We start from the raw sequence: 13,215 nt of genomic DNA, 5'->3' as shown, positions 1-13,215 counted from the left end.
GGACAGCCAGGTCCTGGCTGTCCCGGGCGAGCTGTGACAGCCTGACGCGCATGCCCGAGACCCCGCTGGGCGCCTTCCTCCGCGCCCGCCGCGCCCGACTCGCGCCCGCCGACGCCGGCCTGCCCGCCTCCGGACGCCGCCGTACCCCCGGTCTGCGCCGCGAGGAGGTCGCCGCCCGCGCCGGGATCTCGGCCGACTACTACGCCCGCCTGGAACAGGGCCGCCAACGGGTGCCCACCGGCCCGGTCCTCGACGGCCTCGCCGAGGCCCTGCAACTGACCGCCGCCGAGCGCGGCTACCTGCACCGGCTGGCCGCCCGCCCGCACCGCCCGGCCCCGCCGCCCGCCGAAGCCCCGGCGCTCCCTCCGACCACCCTCGCCCTGCTGGACACCCTGGACGCCGCGCCCGCCTTCGTCACCGGCCCCACCTTCGACCTGCTGGCCTGGAACCGGCCCGCCGCCCTGCTGCTGGCCGGGCCGGAACGACGACCGGCCCGTGAACGCAACCTGCTCTGGCAGGTGTTCTGCTGCCCGTACCGGGACCGCTCGCAGGGCAACACGGCCGCCGAGGGCTCGATCGGCGCCGACCTGGTCGCCTCACTGCGCGCCCAGCACGCCGACCGTCCCCGCGACCGCGCCCTGCTCGCCCTGGTCCACCGGCTGTCGGCCGACAGCCCCGTCTTCGCCGAGCTCTGGGACCACCACCGCGCCGCCCCGCCCCGCCCCGGCCGCCTCCACGTCCGCCACCCGGCCCTCGCCGCCACCGTCCTCGACTACACCGTCCTGCCCCTCCCCGAGGACGGCCGCCACCTCTTCGCCTTCCTCGCCCCGCCCGACAGCCCCACCCGGCACGCCTTCGCGGCGGCCGGCGGGGACCGGCCCCGGACCGCCACCGCCCCGGGGTAGCCGCCGCGCGCACCGCAGGCGACCGCGGCCCGGTCGGTGGCGCGCGGTCGGCGGCCCCGGGGCGCGTCCTGCGGGTCTTCGCGCACCCGGCGGAGATCCGCGGGACACGCCCTACCCGAACCGGGCCAGCTTCCGCTTGCCCGCCCGCCGCCAGACGTCCGGCAGCCGCCGCCGGGCGGCCTCGGCCGACGCCAGCTGACGCCCGTACAGGGCGCCGTACCCGAACGGCTCGCCACCGGTGACCGCATGGGTCGCGAGAGCGGTCGCGGCCACCACGGCGTCCTGGTGCTCGCCCAGCACCTCCTGGACGGCCTTCATCCGCTTCGCGTAGCGCTCGGCCCGGGCGCCGGCCGCCGGGGCGGCGGCCTCACCGGCGTAGCGGGCGCGCTTGGCCGCCTTGCGGGCCTCGTGGAGCGCGCGGGTCCGCTCGTCGGGGGCGGCGGCAAGGGCCGCCCCGACCCGCCCGGCCGTACGCCGCTGCTCGCGGGCGGCGATGCGGGAGAGCTCCGGGACGGCGCTGCGGGCGGCACGCCGGCGCAGCGGCGGGTCCGCGAGGAAGCCGGCGAGAGCCTCGCCGAGCGCCCGGCGACGGGGGCTGTCCAGGGCGGCGACCACCTCGGGCCAGATGGCCCGGTACTCGGCCTCGCCCCACCGGTCCAGCGCTGCGGCGACCCGCTGCGGGCCGCACCCGGCGGGCAGCTCGCGGGCCTCGGCGGCCAGCCGTTCGGCCAGCACCTCGCGGTCCCGCGCCCTGCCCAGGACGCCGCCGAGCCAGCGCAGCTCCGCGACCAGCTCGTCGGCCGCTCCGGGGGCGACCAGCCGCCGGAAGGTCTGCAGGGCGCTGCGCAGCCGCCGGCAGGCGACCCGCATCCGGTGCACGGCGTCCGGCTCGTCCGCCCGGACGGCGTCGTCCAGGCCGGCCAGCACTGCCGCCTGCGTCTCCAGGCGGGCCAGCAGCACCTGCCCCACCGTGGTGTCGGGTCTCGCCATGGACGCTCGCCCCCTCGTCGGGTCAGCGGGAACGCCTTCCAGGCTAATCCGCGTCGGGCCGCTGTCGACCGCGCGGCAGCCGGGCGGGCGACCCCGCGGGCGGCCGGGCCCGCTGTCGAGCCCGCTGTCGAACCCCGCAGGCTACTGATCGCGCGTCAGCCGGAACAGGGACCTACGGGCCCTCGTGCCGGATGCGAGCGCCATGACATACTCCGGAGCGTGACGACCTCCTCCCGTGCGACCAGGGCCCTGCGGGCCGCGGTGTTCACCGCGCTCGCCGTGCCGATGGCCGCGTTGGGCCAGGTCGTCATCACGGGCCGCCCGCTGCCGCTGTCGCTGGTGGCCTCGGCCGGTGCCGTCGTCTTCCTGGTCGCGGCCGTCCTGGCCGGCGGGGAACGGCGGATGCTGCACATCTCCGGCGTGATGGTGCCGGTCGAGCTGCTGCTCAACACCACGTTCAACCTGGGCCAGGCCGGCTGTTCGCCGGTGCTGGCCGGTCAGGTGCCCGCCCGCGGGGTGAACCTGCTGGTCTGCGGCGGCGGGTCGGTCGACGGCTCGCTGCTGAGCGGCCCGCTGGGCCACGCCGGGCAGTTGGCCCCCGCCGCGACCCAGCTGCTGCTCCTGCTGGTGCACGTGGTGATCGCCCTCGCCGCCTCGGCCTGGCTGCGGATGGGCGACGCCGCCCTGTCCGGCCTGGCCCGGGCGCTGTGCGCGCTGCGCCAGTCGCTGGCCGGCCCGCTGCGCGCCCTGGTCGTCCTGCTGCTCCCCGCGCCGGTGCGTCCGGTGCTGCGGGTGCCGCTGCCGGTGTCGGACCGTGCCCGGCCGCGCCGCGAGGACGTGGTGCTGAGCCCGGCGCCCCGGCGCGGCCCGCCCGCCTTCGCGCCTGCCTGCTGATCACCGTCCCGACCTGATCACCCCCGTACCCGGCCGGACGGCCCCGGTACGCCCGCAGGCAGTGCGCACGACTCCCGCGTTCACCGACCCCGCCGCAGCAGCTGCGGCTTCCCGCGCGCACCCGCGCGCCGCGTACAGGAGTTGACTTCCCCATGGCTCAGGCCCCCAGCAAGCAGCAGGCCAAGCGCATCAGTGCCCGTGAGCGGATCCAGGAGGCGCAGCGCCGCGAGCAGCAGGCCGCCAAGCGCCGTCAGCGGATCGTCGTGACGGTCTCCGCGGTCGTCGTGCTGGCCCTCGCGGGCGGTGTCGCCGTCGCGATCAACTCGGCCTCGGACAAGAACGACAAGTCCTCCGCCGCCGCGTCGGCGCCGCTGGTCGTGCCCGCCAACGCCTCCGGCCCGGACGGCACGGTGATCACCTACGGCAAGGCCGACGCCCCGCACACCATGGAGATCTACGAGGACTTCCGCTGCCCGGTCTGCAAGCACTTCGAGGCGGCCAACGGCGAGACCATCAAGAAGCTCACCGAGGACGGCCGGATCAAGGTGGAGTTCCACCTGGCGGCGTTCCTGGACAAGAACCTCGGCGGCAAGGGCTCGCGCACCGCGCTGGCCGCGGCCGGCGCCGCGCTGAACGAGGGCGTGGACCAGTTCAAGGCGTTCCACGACGTGCTGTACGCCAACCAGCCGGACGAGCGCGAGGACGGCTTCGGCGACGTCGACCACATCCTGAACCTGGCCGGCCAGGTGCCCGGGCTGAAGACGGACGCCTTCGTGAAGGCGGTGACCGACAAGACCTACGCCCCGTGGGCGGCCAAGGTCTCCGACGCGTTCAACGGCAGCGGGGTGACCGGCACTCCGACCGTCAAGGTGGACGGCAAGCAGATCACCCTGTTCGCCGGCAACGCCGTGGTCCCGGCCGAGCAGTTCGCCGCGCAGGTGAAGCAGGCCGCCGGCCTCCAGTAGGCCGCACCCTCCCCGCACCGTACGGCACCACCCGGCCCGGCCGAACTCCCGGCCGGGCCGGCTCCTCCCAGCCAGCCACCGGAGTGTGCTGTCATGACCGCCGCTACCACCGTGCACCCGTCCCGCTCCGCCCCCGACGCCGCCGCCCGGGCCCCGATCGGCGCGAGCCGGGCCTACGCCCTCCTGCTGTTCCTGGGCGGGCTGGTCGGGCTGGCCGCCTCGGCCGTCCTGACCTTCGACAAGCTCCGCATCCTGGAGAACCCCTCCTACGTCCCCAGCTGCAACATCAACCCGATCATCAGCTGCGGTTCGGTGATGCGCACCGAGCAGGCGGAGGTCTTCGGCTTCCCGAACCCGCTGCTCGGGCTGGCCGCCTTCGGCGCGCTGACGGCGATCGGCGCGGGGCTGCTCGCCGGTGCCGGGTACCGGCGCTGGTTCTGGCTGGGCCTGAACGCGGGCACCGCGCTGGGCGTGGTGTTCGCGCACTGGCTGATCTTCCAGGCGCTGTACGACATCGGCGCGCTGTGCCCGTACTGCATGGTGGTGTGGGCCACGGTGGTGGTGCTGTTCTGGTACACGACGCTGCACAACCTGCGCACGGGCGTGATTCCGGCGGGCCCGCGGTCGGGGGTGGTCGTCCGGGAGGCGGCGCGCTACCACTGGGCGCTGCCGGTGCTGTGGGCGGCGGTGATCGCGCTGCTGGTCCTCAACCGGTTCTGGTCCTACTGGAGCACGCTGCTCTGACCGTCCGTCACCCCACGTACCCGTCCGAGTGCAGCAGTGCGGCGGCGCCGGTCCGCCGGGCCTCCAGGGCCGCGGTGAGCCGGCGCGCCGCACCGGGCTGCAGCAGGACGGCCGCCCGGGCCGGGGTGAACCAGCCGTGGTCGGCGACCTCCTCGGCCTGCGCCCGGACCACCGCGCCGTCCGCGACCGTCCCGCCGTCGAACATGAACTGCACGGCGGGGTGGGCGTGTTCGCCCTGGTCGGGGATCGAGTCGCGCCACTCCACGACGAGCAGCCGCAGCGGCCCGGCCAACAGCCCGGTCTCCTCGTACAGTTCGCGGGCCGCGCACTCGGCGGGCCCCTCCCCCCGGTCCATCCCGCCGCCGGGGAACTGCCACTGGTCGCGGTAGCTGGCCTTCAGCAGCAGGACCCGGCCCGCTCCGTCGGTGAGCAGGACGCTGCAGCCGACGTAGGCGCGCACCATCCCGGCGAGCCACTCCTCCTCCGAGAGTGCCCAGGTGTCCGTCATCGCGCCTCCTCCGGCGGGTTCCGTCCTCGCGGCCACTCTGCCGCGATCGCGGCCCCGGGAAAGCCGGTCGGCCCCTAATCCACCCGAATGAGTGCCGGTGGGGACGCCTGCCCGAACACGGCCCGCCGGAAGGCGTTGCGCAGGTCGGTGAGCTGCTGGATCCCCCGGTCGTAGTGCACCTTGTTGGTGAGCAGCAGGGCCCAGCGGCCGAGCCTGCGGGAGACCCAGAAGCCGGTGCCGGTGAAGCCGTAGTGGACGAAGGTGCCCTCGGCCGGGTCGGTGCCGGGAGCGTGCAGCCAGGACAGGCCGCGGGCGGGGGCGAGGCCGCCGGTGTGCTCGCGCAGCGATTCGTCGATCCACGGCTCGCCCCAGGGCGCCCCGGGCGGCGGGGCGAGCAGCGCGGTGAGGAAGCGGGCCAGGTCGCGGGCGGTGGAGAAGGCCCCGGCGTTGCCGGAGACCCCGCCGAGCAGCCGGGCGGAGGGGTCGTGGACGACGCCGCACAGGTGGGTGCCGGCGCCCGCCTCGTACTCGGTGGGCGCGGTGCGGGCGGCGAGCGCGCCGTCGAGCGGGCCGTACCGGGTGTCGGTCATGCCGCGCGGCCCCCAGACCCAGCGTGCGGCGAGCTCGTCCAGCGGCGCGCCGCCGAGGTCCTCGACCAGGTGGGCGAGCAGGACGGCGGCGCGGTCGGTGTACTCGACGGCCGTGCCCGGAGGGCGGTGCAGCGGGGCGGCGAGCACCCCGGCCCGGATCGCCGCGGGGTCGCGTCCGTAGAGCTGCTCGAAGCGGGTGTACGGGAGCATCCCCGCGGTGTGGGCGAGGAGTTGACGGACCGTCACCTCGCCGGTGGGGTGCCCGGCGGCCGGTGGCCACCAGCGGCCGAGCGGCTCGTCCAGCGGGAGCCGCCCGGATTGCCGCAGCACCCCCGCACAGGGCCAGAGCGCGACGACCTTGGTGAGGCTGGCGAGGTCGTACAGCGTGTCGGGCCCGGGCCGCAGCCGCGCGTACGGCCCCTGCCCGAGCACACCGTGGCTGCCGCCGCCGAGTGTGCCGCCGGCGTCGCCGACGGCCCAGACGGCTCCCGCCCCGACGGTGCGCGCGCCGTCCCCGACCAGCCGGTCCAGCTCCCCGCCGGGCGCGGCCCGGTCGGGGAACCGGTCGGCTCCGGGTACTCGGTGACTCATCCGTCTCCCCCTTCGGGCCGACGGGAGCCTTCCCCGCGCAGCGGTCGCTCAGACCGCCGCGGCCAGCTCCTTGCCGAGGCAGATGCTCTGCGCGTGCTCCTTGTAGATGCCGAACTTCCGGATCGCGTCGTAGCCCTCGGACCGGTACAGCGCGACGGCCTCGGGCTGCTCGGTGCCGGTCTCCAGGATGAAGCGGGTCCGCCCGGCCTCGATCGCGGTCCGCTCCAGGCGGTCCAGCACCGCGCGGGCCAGGCCGCGGCCGCGGGCCGCGGGGATCACGAACATCCGCTTCAGCTCCGCGTCGCCGTCGCGCAGGCCGTCCGGGCCAGCCTGCTTGGCCCGCCAGCCGCCGCAGGCGACCGGACGGCCGTCCAGGTAGGCGATCATGAACAGGCCGGCCGGCGCCTCGAAGTCCTCGGGGCGCATGACGGTCTCGTCCGGGTCGCCGTAGCGGCGCACGTACTCCTGCTGCACCTCGGCCGACAGGGCCTGGGCGTCGGGGTGGGCGTAGCCGGTGATGCGGAACTCGACGGTGCCGGTGTCCCGGGCGGTGCTGGTGCTCATGCCGAAAAGCCTACGATCCCCGCTCAGCGGGCCTCGAACCGGGCGACCAGGTCGTCCTTGCCGAACATCCGGGCGGTGTCCACGGCGCTCGGGGCGCCTGCCTGCGGGTCGGCGCCGCCGGCCAGCAGGACGTCGAGCACGTCCGTGGCGCCCTTGAAGACGGCCCCGGCCAGCGGGGTCTGTCCGTGGTCGTTGGCGCGGTTCGGGTCGGCGCCGTACCGGAGCAGCTCCGCCACCGTCGCGGCGTGGCCGTGGTAGGCGGCGAGCATCACCAGGGTGTCGCCGCGGCCGTTGGTGAGGTCGGCCGGGGCACCGGCGTCCAGGTAGGCGGACAGGGTCTCGGTCTCCCCGGCCCGGGCGGCGTCGAAGAGCTTCCCGGCGAGCGCGATCACCTCGGCGTCGGGGGCGTCGGCGGGCTGCTGGCTGGCGGCGTCGGTCATGGCGGGCGGCCTTTCCGGTCGGGTCGTCGGGCGGTCTCGGGGCTGCGCCCAGGGCACGGTAGCGGCCGGCGCCGGAACGGGCCAGCGGGTGTCCGGAATCCGGATGACGGCCCGCGCCCGCCACGACACACGGCCGCGCGCGTTGCGCAGCCATTCGAGCGAACTTCCCGGACCCCCCGGAAACTTCCCGCCCTCCGCCCGGGAATGCCTCGGCACATCGAATCCCCTCGGCACCCGGCCCCACCCCGGCCGGGTCGCATACCGCCACCCGGTCACCGGAACGGTATTGGACGGCAGAACCACCCATTTGCACCGTTCCATCATCTATTACTTTTTGTCACGATTGGTGCACTTTCCGTAACACCCCCGCTTGTCCCCCCTTCCTGAGGAGCGGAACGTGATCCTCTCGATTTCCGGCATCGTCCTGTTCGGCACCATCGCCTTTCTCTTCTTCCGCCGGGACGGACTAAAGGTCTCCCACGCCATCGTCTGCGCCCTCTTCGGCTTCTACATCGCGGGCTCCTCGATCGCACCGAGCATCACCGCGGGCGGCGCGAGCCTCGCCAGCCTGCTCAGCGGCATCAAGTTCTGACCGCGTCCAGATCTCCTCCGTACCGGCCCGGGCGCGGATCCCACCGCCCCGGGCCCCGTCGTTGCCCACCCGCGCCACCCCACCCGTCCCACCGTTTGGGGAGTCAAGGAATGCCGCTCCACCGCCACCTCACCAAGGGCCGCGCGATCGCCCGGACCGCCGGGGACCACGCCTCCGACATGTTCGCCCCGCTCTCCGTGATCGGCCGCGGCCTGCGCCACCACGCGGACTGGGCCAAGTCCCGCTGGCAGGCCACCCCCAAGGACCGCCGCGGGCCGACGCTGTTCCTGACCGCCGCCCTGCTGATCGGCGTCTACCTGCTGCCGCACGGCCTGCTGTTCGCCCTGATCACCCTGATGGCCAGCGCCGCCTGGGCCGGCCGGACCCCCAGGGCGGCGCCCGCACCGCCCGCCCCGGACGTCGCCGACGTCAAGCTCGCGGCCCTCTACGCGGCGCTCACCCCGTACCTGTGCGGACCCGAGGACGCCAACCCGCTGTACCACTTCGAGGGCAGCCACAAGAACGCCTTCAGCGCGTGGGACTTCGACGGCGAGGGCCGGCTCTCCCGGCTGGAGATGACCTACCCCGCCTACTTCACCGACACCGAGCCCGCCGCCCGGGCCCGGATCGAGCAGGTCGTCCAGGGCAAGGCCGGCCGGGCCCGCGAGTACCGCTTCGACTGGGACGAGGAGTCCAACCGGCTGCGGATCACCGCCCTCGCCCCGCTGGCCGCCGACATCGCCGCCCAGCGCTTCGTGGCGGCCCCCGGCGAGATCGTGCTGGGCTTCACCGACGAGGACGGCACCGCCCGGACCATCCCGGTCGTCCGGGGCGGCACCACCGTCCAGCAGCCGCCGGTGGTCTGGCGCACCGGCCCGCGTTCCGCCGAGCCGCACCTGCTGGTGCTCGGCGTCACCGGCTACGGCACCTCCAGCCTGCTGCGCTCGGTGGCGCTCCAGGCCCTCCCGTACGGCGACCTGGTGGTGGTCGACGGTGCGGGCACCGGCGAGCACGCCTGCCTGGTGAACCGGCCCGGCGTGCACACCGTGGAGACCAGCCTGCACGGCGCGCTGGCCGCCCTGGACTGGGCCGTCGGCGAGACCGAGCGCAGGCTCGCCGCGCTCAACGCCGCCCGGCACGCCGGAACCGCCCCGCCCGAGGACGTCACCCGGCCGCTGTGGCTGCTGCTGGACCACCCGACCGAGCTGAGCGAGCTCGCCCGGGCCGAGGGCCGCCCCGACCCGCAGGACCTCCTGGAGCTCCCGCTGCGGCACGGCCGGGCCGCCCGGGTCACCGTGGTGGTCGCCGACGACCTGGAGGCCCGGGACCGGATCACCGCCACCGTCCGCGCCACCACCCGGGCCCGTGTCGTGCTCGGCCCGGCCGGCCCGGACGAGGGGCGCGAAGCGCTCGGCGCGCCGCTGGACATCGTGCCCGCCGCCCACGCCCCGATCGGGCGCGGCTACGCCCGGATCGGCAACGGCGCCCCGCTCCGGCTCCAGGTGCCCGCCACCGTCGATCCGCTGGACGACGAGGCCCCGGCCGCGCTGCGGGACGCGGTGATCGCCCTGTTGCCGCACCGGGACACCCGCACCGAGGCGGCCGCCGCCGAGCCGCCCCGCCCGGATCGCCCGCCGGTGGTACCCGCGGCCGATCCGGCCCGTCCGGTCGACCTGGCCAAGGGCGAGCCGATGATCCGTTCACGGCCGATCTCCTGACGGCCCGGCCGGGCCGCCTCCCCCGGCCGGTTCCCGGCTCCCGGCAGGGGTCGGCGCCCGGCGCCGAATCCCCTCCCGGTACGCTCGTCACAGAAAGTCCGCACGATCACCAGATGTGAAATAGGTGACACCTGGGGTGATATCACCGGCCAGATGTGACAAATCGGGCGCGGGTGGGTACAAACAGGGGCGGCACTACAAGACGACGCATGTCCCGGGACGGGAATCTTCGTCGGAAGCCGAGCGTTGACCGAACGACGAAGAACAGCGACCACTAGTCCTGTGGGCCATAAGCCCGGGAGGCACGATTCATGAGCGAGCGAGCTCTCCGCGGCACGCGACTCGGGGCCACTAGCTACGAGACCGACCGTGGTATCGATCTGGCTCCCCGCCAGACCGTCGAGTACGCATGTCAGAACGGACACCGTTTCGAGGTTCCTTTCTCGGTCGAGGCGGAGATCCCCGCGACCTGGGAATGCCGCTTCTGTGGCCAGGAGGCAGCACTTCTCGACGGCGACGAGCCGGAGGAGAAGAAGATCAAGCCGACGCGCACCCATTGGGACATGCTGATGGAGCGCCGGACGCGCGAGGAGTTGGAGGAGGTGCTGGCCGAACGGCTGGCCGTGCTCCGCTCCGGTGGGATGAACCTCGCGGTGCACCCGCGAGACACCCGTAAGAGCGCCTGACACCTCGCTCCCGCCCCGAGCGGGAGGACGCGAAAAGGGACCCTGGTCACCAGGGTCCCTTTCGCGTTGTCCGGCGCCGCGCCCGCCTTCCCCGCACCGTCCGCTGGACCGTGCCGTGCGCGCGAGGAGCCCCCGGGGGCGGGTTCTCCGCGCCCCCGGGGGCTCCCGTCGGAACGGGCGGGTCAGCCGGCGATCGGCGGGCGGTAGGTGGTGTCCGGGCCCTGTGGGCCGGCCTCCGGGTCCACGACCTCGCCCTGGATCACCTTGCCGTCCGGGCGGTGGATGCGCAGCTGCTCCTGCAGCCGCATCGCGTCCGCGAACGGGTCGGCGCCGGCCACGGAGGCGCTGCGCAGCGCCTTGTCCGCGACCCGGCGGCCCAGCACCCGCCACAGGGCCCGGGTGGGCGGGAGGAGCAGGGTCAGGGCCAGCAGGTCGGACAGGAAGCCGGGGACGATCAGCAGCAGGCCGCCCAGCACGGTCATGCTGGTGCCGGTCTGCGGCTGCTGGGACTGCGGGTTCTTGCTCTGCTCGATCGCCGCCGACAGCGCCTTCAGCCCGGCCCGCTTGATCAGCGAGCCGCCGATCAGGGCGCCCGCGACGAGCAGCAGCACGACGGTGAAGCCGCCCAGCCAGGAGCCGACCTGGACCAGCAGCCAGATCTCCAGCACCAGCCAGGCGGTGATCAGCAGCGGCAGCACCCGGCGGAGCCTGCTGCGCGGGGCCGGACGGGTGGGGGTAGCTTGCTGGGTCACGGTACGAATCCACTCCAAGCGGTGCTCTGCGCGCCGCACGGGAGGTCCGGGCCGGCTACGGCACCACCTGCTCCAACGACTCCCGCGCCGCCGGTGTTCCGGCGGCCGGGCTCGGGTGCCGCGCCCTACGCCTTCCGGCGCCGTCCGACCAGCAGGGCCGCGCCGCAGGCCAGCAGGCCGCCGACGGCCAGCGTCCACTCCGGGGCGGCGCCGACCCGGTCGGCGACGGTGGTGCCGTCGCGCAGCGGGACGGTCGCCGACAGCTCGGCCGCGGTGAGCTCCTCGGTGCGCTGCTGGACGCTGCCGTCCGGGGCGATCACCGCGCTGATGCCGCTGGTGGCGGCGATCAGCACCGCCCGGCCGTGCTCGACGGCCCGCAGCCGGCTCATCGCCAGCTGCTGCTCGGGCTGCCCGGTCTTCGCGTAGGTCGCGTTGTTGGTCTGGACGACCAGGACCCGGGCGCCGCTGTCCACGGTGTCGCGGACGATCTCGTCGTACGCGACCTCGAAGCAGATCACGTCGCCGATCCTGGCCGGGCCGAGCTGCATCACGCCGTTGTGGTCGCCGGGGTAGAAGTCCCGGGCGACCCGCTGGAGGCGGGTGATCACCGTCATCAGCTGGGCGCGGAAGGGCACGTACTCGCCGAACGGGACGGGGTGCTGCTTGGTGTAGGAAGCGCCGGGGCCGGTGACCGGGTCCCAGACGATGCCCTCGTTCTGGACGTGCTGCGCGTCCGGGCCGTCCACCAGGGTGCCGACCAGGGTCGGCACCCCGACCGCCTTGACCGCCTGGTCGATCCGCTGGCGGGCCAGCGGATCGCTGAACGGGTCGAGGTCGGAGGAGTTCTCCGGCCAGATCACGATGTCGGGGCGCTCGACCTTGCCGGCCCTGATGTCGGCGGCGAGCCGCTCGGTGGCCGAGGCGTGGTTGTTGAGGACCATCATCGGGCGGCCCAGGAAGTCCATGCCCGGGTTGGGCACGTTGCCCTGGACGATGGCGACCTTGACGGTGTCGTCGGCGACCGTGGGCACCGGGACGAGGTAGCCGGCCAGCAGCGCGGCCACCGCGCCGAGCGCCGCCAGCGCGGCCGCCCTCGGGGCCCTGCCGGGCCCGCGCACCCGCAGCGCGGCCCAGCCCAGCAGGGCGCCGCAGAGGGCGACCGCGAAGGTCACCAGCGGTGCGCCGCCCAGCGCGGCCAGCGGGGTGAACGGGCTGGCGGTGTTGGCGAAGGCGAGCCGGCCCCAGGGGAAGCCGCCGAGCGGCAGCCGGTCGCGGGCCCACTCCTGGGTGACCCACAGGCAGGCCGCCCAGAGCGGCCACCCCGGCAGCCGGGAGGTGACGGCCAGGGCGCCGCCCAGCAGGGCCAGGAACAGCGCCTCCACGACGGACAGGCCGATCGTGGCGTCCCAGCCGACCACCCGCAGCCAGCTGAGCAGCATCAGGAAGAACGGCAGGCCGAACGCGAAGCCGGTCCACAGGCCCTGGCGGAAGGTGCGGCCCCGGGTCAGCGGCGAGAGCGCGGCGACGCCGAGCAGCGACAGCGGCCACAGGTCGTACGGCGGGAAGGCGAGGGCCAGCAGCAGGCCGGCCAGGACGGCGAGGCCGGTGCGGGGGAGCCCGGCGCGGATCCTGGCGAGCGCGCGGGCTCCGCGGCTCGGTCGGGGCGCCGGCTCCTGCGGCTCGGGTACGGCCTCGGGCCGTTCCTGGGTGACGGGAGTGGCCACCGGCGCACCATCTTCCTGGGGCTTGCTGTTCGGACGCTGTGCGAAGAAGGTACCCCGGAACGTCGGTGGCCCGTGAGGTGAGGGTGACGGCGGGGTCAGCGCGGGGCGTAGCGGAAATCCCGCAACGGCCAGTGCCCGGTGAGCCAGTCGGAGACGGCGCGGTGCAGCGGCTCGTCCAGGTGGGCGCGGTCGGCCCGGACCCAGGAGCTGACCGAGACCACCGAGGGGTCCTCGCGGTCCGGGTAGATGTAGACGCAGCCGATCACCTCGTCGCGGTCCGGCTCCAGGACGGTGTAGGTGAAGCCGGTGCGGGCCTCGAAGTCGGCGGCGTGGCGGCGCAGGTCGTCGAGGTTGCGCTCCGGGGGCATTCCGTCGGCGGGCGGCCAGCCGCGGCCGGCCCAGCCGGGGGTGGCGCGGATGTGGTCGATGCTGCTCGTCCAGGCGGCGTGGTCGGAGGCGTTGTGCCGCTCGCCCAGGGGCTCCAGTCGGAACTCCGGGGCGAGCAGCTCGCGCGGGACGGTGAAGTCGGCGGGCACCGGTTCGATCATGCCG

15 protein-coding genes are annotated in these 13,215 nt (G+C 74.9%); 7 read left to right on the top strand and 8 right to left on the bottom strand.

All coding sequences use genetic code 11. The features are described from left to right. Positions 1-50 precede the first annotated feature (50 nt). Positions 51-905 (top strand): helix-turn-helix domain-containing protein, encoded by an 855-nt coding sequence (locus ACZ6EM_RS17335; RefSeq protein WP_465772679.1) that lies wholly within the window; start codon positions 51-53, stop codon positions 903-905. A gap of 111 nt (positions 906-1,016) precedes the next feature. Here the strand turns inward: ACZ6EM_RS17335 and ACZ6EM_RS17330 are convergent, their stop codons facing one another. Continuing rightward, the gene (locus ACZ6EM_RS17330) at positions 1,017-1,895 is read right to left on the bottom strand and encodes a CHAD domain-containing protein (RefSeq protein ID WP_401043324.1); all 879 of its coding nucleotides are present in this window, start codon (positions 1,893-1,895) and stop codon (positions 1,017-1,019) included. Between the two features lie 219 nt (positions 1,896-2,114). On the opposite strand from ACZ6EM_RS17330, the gene ACZ6EM_RS17325 reads away from it, so the two are divergent. From ACZ6EM_RS17325 to ACZ6EM_RS17315, 3 genes are all read left to right on the top strand, one after another. Further along, positions 2,115-2,789 carry a hypothetical protein gene (locus ACZ6EM_RS17325; RefSeq protein ID WP_359909048.1) on the top strand — a complete coding sequence of 225 codons (675 nt, stop codon included), beginning with the start codon at positions 2,115-2,117 and terminating at the stop codon, positions 2,787-2,789. A 152-nt stretch (positions 2,790-2,941) separates the two neighbouring features. Continuing rightward, positions 2,942-3,754 carry a DsbA family protein gene (locus ACZ6EM_RS17320; protein ID WP_401043321.1) on the top strand — a complete coding sequence of 271 codons (813 nt, stop codon included), beginning with the start codon at positions 2,942-2,944 and terminating at the stop codon, positions 3,752-3,754. Between the two features lie 93 nt (positions 3,755-3,847). Then, positions 3,848-4,498, top strand: a complete 651-nt coding sequence (locus tag ACZ6EM_RS17315) for a vitamin K epoxide reductase family protein (RefSeq protein ID WP_401043318.1) — start codon at positions 3,848-3,850, stop codon at positions 4,496-4,498. Positions 4,499-4,505: 7 nt separating this feature from the next. Here ACZ6EM_RS17315 and ACZ6EM_RS17310 read toward each other — a convergent pair whose 3' ends face one another. The 4 genes from ACZ6EM_RS17310 to ACZ6EM_RS17295 all read right to left on the bottom strand — a co-directional run bounded on the left by ACZ6EM_RS17310 (position 4,506) and on the right by ACZ6EM_RS17295 (position 7,191). Then, positions 4,506-5,006, bottom strand: coding sequence for an NUDIX domain-containing protein (locus ACZ6EM_RS17310; RefSeq protein WP_401043316.1), 501 nt, complete (start codon positions 5,004-5,006; stop codon positions 4,506-4,508). A gap of 74 nt (positions 5,007-5,080) precedes the next feature. Continuing rightward, entirely contained in the window at positions 5,081-6,187 is a 1,107-nt protein-coding gene (locus ACZ6EM_RS17305; protein ID WP_465772678.1) for a serine hydrolase domain-containing protein, read from the bottom strand. A 48-nt stretch (positions 6,188-6,235) separates the two neighbouring features. Beyond that, positions 6,236-6,751, bottom strand: a complete 516-nt coding sequence (locus ACZ6EM_RS17300) for a GNAT family N-acetyltransferase (RefSeq protein WP_401043310.1) — start codon at positions 6,749-6,751, stop codon at positions 6,236-6,238. A gap of 23 nt (positions 6,752-6,774) precedes the next feature. After that, positions 6,775-7,191, bottom strand: coding sequence for an ankyrin repeat domain-containing protein (locus ACZ6EM_RS17295; protein WP_401043307.1), 417 nt, complete (start codon positions 7,189-7,191; stop codon positions 6,775-6,777). Between the two features lie 397 nt (positions 7,192-7,588). Between ACZ6EM_RS17295 and ACZ6EM_RS17290 the strand changes: the two genes are divergently transcribed. From ACZ6EM_RS17290 to ACZ6EM_RS17280, 3 genes are all read left to right on the top strand, one after another. Further along, positions 7,589-7,783: a hypothetical protein gene (locus ACZ6EM_RS17290; protein ID WP_359827363.1), complete on the top strand. Its 195-nt coding sequence runs from the start codon at positions 7,589-7,591 to the stop codon at positions 7,781-7,783. Between the two features lie 110 nt (positions 7,784-7,893). Next, complete coding sequence (locus ACZ6EM_RS17285; protein ID WP_465772677.1) at positions 7,894-9,501, top strand: nSTAND1 domain-containing NTPase; 1,608 nt, start codon at positions 7,894-7,896, stop codon at positions 9,499-9,501. A 311-nt stretch (positions 9,502-9,812) separates the two neighbouring features. Then, the gene (locus ACZ6EM_RS17280; protein WP_049655293.1) at positions 9,813-10,187 is read left to right on the top strand and encodes an RNA polymerase-binding protein RbpA; all 375 of its coding nucleotides are present in this window, start codon (positions 9,813-9,815) and stop codon (positions 10,185-10,187) included. A gap of 182 nt (positions 10,188-10,369) precedes the next feature. Here the strand turns inward: ACZ6EM_RS17280 and fxsA are convergent, their stop codons facing one another. From fxsA to ACZ6EM_RS17265, 3 genes are all read right to left on the bottom strand, one after another. Beyond that, positions 10,370-10,939, bottom strand: a complete 570-nt coding sequence (gene fxsA / locus ACZ6EM_RS17275) for an FxsA family membrane protein (RefSeq protein WP_401043301.1) — start codon at positions 10,937-10,939, stop codon at positions 10,370-10,372. A gap of 125 nt (positions 10,940-11,064) precedes the next feature. Beyond that, positions 11,065-12,663 carry an apolipoprotein N-acyltransferase gene (gene lnt, locus ACZ6EM_RS17270; RefSeq protein ID WP_401043299.1) on the bottom strand — a complete coding sequence of 533 codons (1,599 nt, stop codon included), beginning with the start codon at positions 12,661-12,663 and terminating at the stop codon, positions 11,065-11,067. A gap of 95 nt (positions 12,664-12,758) precedes the next feature. Then, the gene (locus tag ACZ6EM_RS17265; RefSeq protein ID WP_380543980.1) at positions 12,759-13,211 is read right to left on the bottom strand and encodes an N-acetyltransferase; all 453 of its coding nucleotides are present in this window, start codon (positions 13,209-13,211) and stop codon (positions 12,759-12,761) included. Positions 13,212-13,215 lie beyond the last annotated feature (4 nt).

The organism is Kitasatospora sp. NPDC041917 (genome assembly GCF_055589745.1).
This window is presented reverse-complemented; position numbering and strand designations above follow the sequence as displayed.

Bases quoted from the DNA above. Each gene is read 5' to 3' on its own strand.
- ACZ6EM_RS17335 (WP_465772679.1), top strand. From the start codon at position 51: ATGCCCGAGACCCCGCTGGGCGCCTTCCTCCGCGCCCGCCGCGCCCGA.
- ACZ6EM_RS17330 (WP_401043324.1), bottom strand. From the start codon at position 1,895: ATGGCGAGACCCGACACCACGGTGGGGCAGGTGCTGCTGGCCCGCCTG.
- ACZ6EM_RS17320 (WP_401043321.1), top strand. From the start codon at position 2,942: ATGGCTCAGGCCCCCAGCAAGCAGCAGGCCAAGCGCATCAGTGCCCGT.
- ACZ6EM_RS17315 (WP_401043318.1), top strand. From the start codon at position 3,848: ATGACCGCCGCTACCACCGTGCACCCGTCCCGCTCCGCCCCCGACGCC.
- ACZ6EM_RS17310 (WP_401043316.1), bottom strand. From the start codon at position 5,006: ATGACGGACACCTGGGCACTCTCGGAGGAGGAGTGGCTCGCCGGGATG.
- ACZ6EM_RS17305 (WP_465772678.1), bottom strand. From the start codon at position 6,187: ATGAGTCACCGAGTACCCGGAGCCGACCGGTTCCCCGACCGGGCCGCG.
- ACZ6EM_RS17300 (WP_401043310.1), bottom strand. From the start codon at position 6,751: ATGAGCACCAGCACCGCCCGGGACACCGGCACCGTCGAGTTCCGCATC.
- ACZ6EM_RS17295 (WP_401043307.1), bottom strand. From the start codon at position 7,191: ATGACCGACGCCGCCAGCCAGCAGCCCGCCGACGCCCCCGACGCCGAG.
- ACZ6EM_RS17285 (WP_465772677.1), top strand. From the start codon at position 7,894: ATGCCGCTCCACCGCCACCTCACCAAGGGCCGCGCGATCGCCCGGACC.
- ACZ6EM_RS17280 (WP_049655293.1), top strand. From the start codon at position 9,813: ATGAGCGAGCGAGCTCTCCGCGGCACGCGACTCGGGGCCACTAGCTAC.
- ACZ6EM_RS17265 (WP_380543980.1), bottom strand. From the start codon at position 13,211: ATGATCGAACCGGTGCCCGCCGACTTCACCGTCCCGCGCGAGCTGCTC.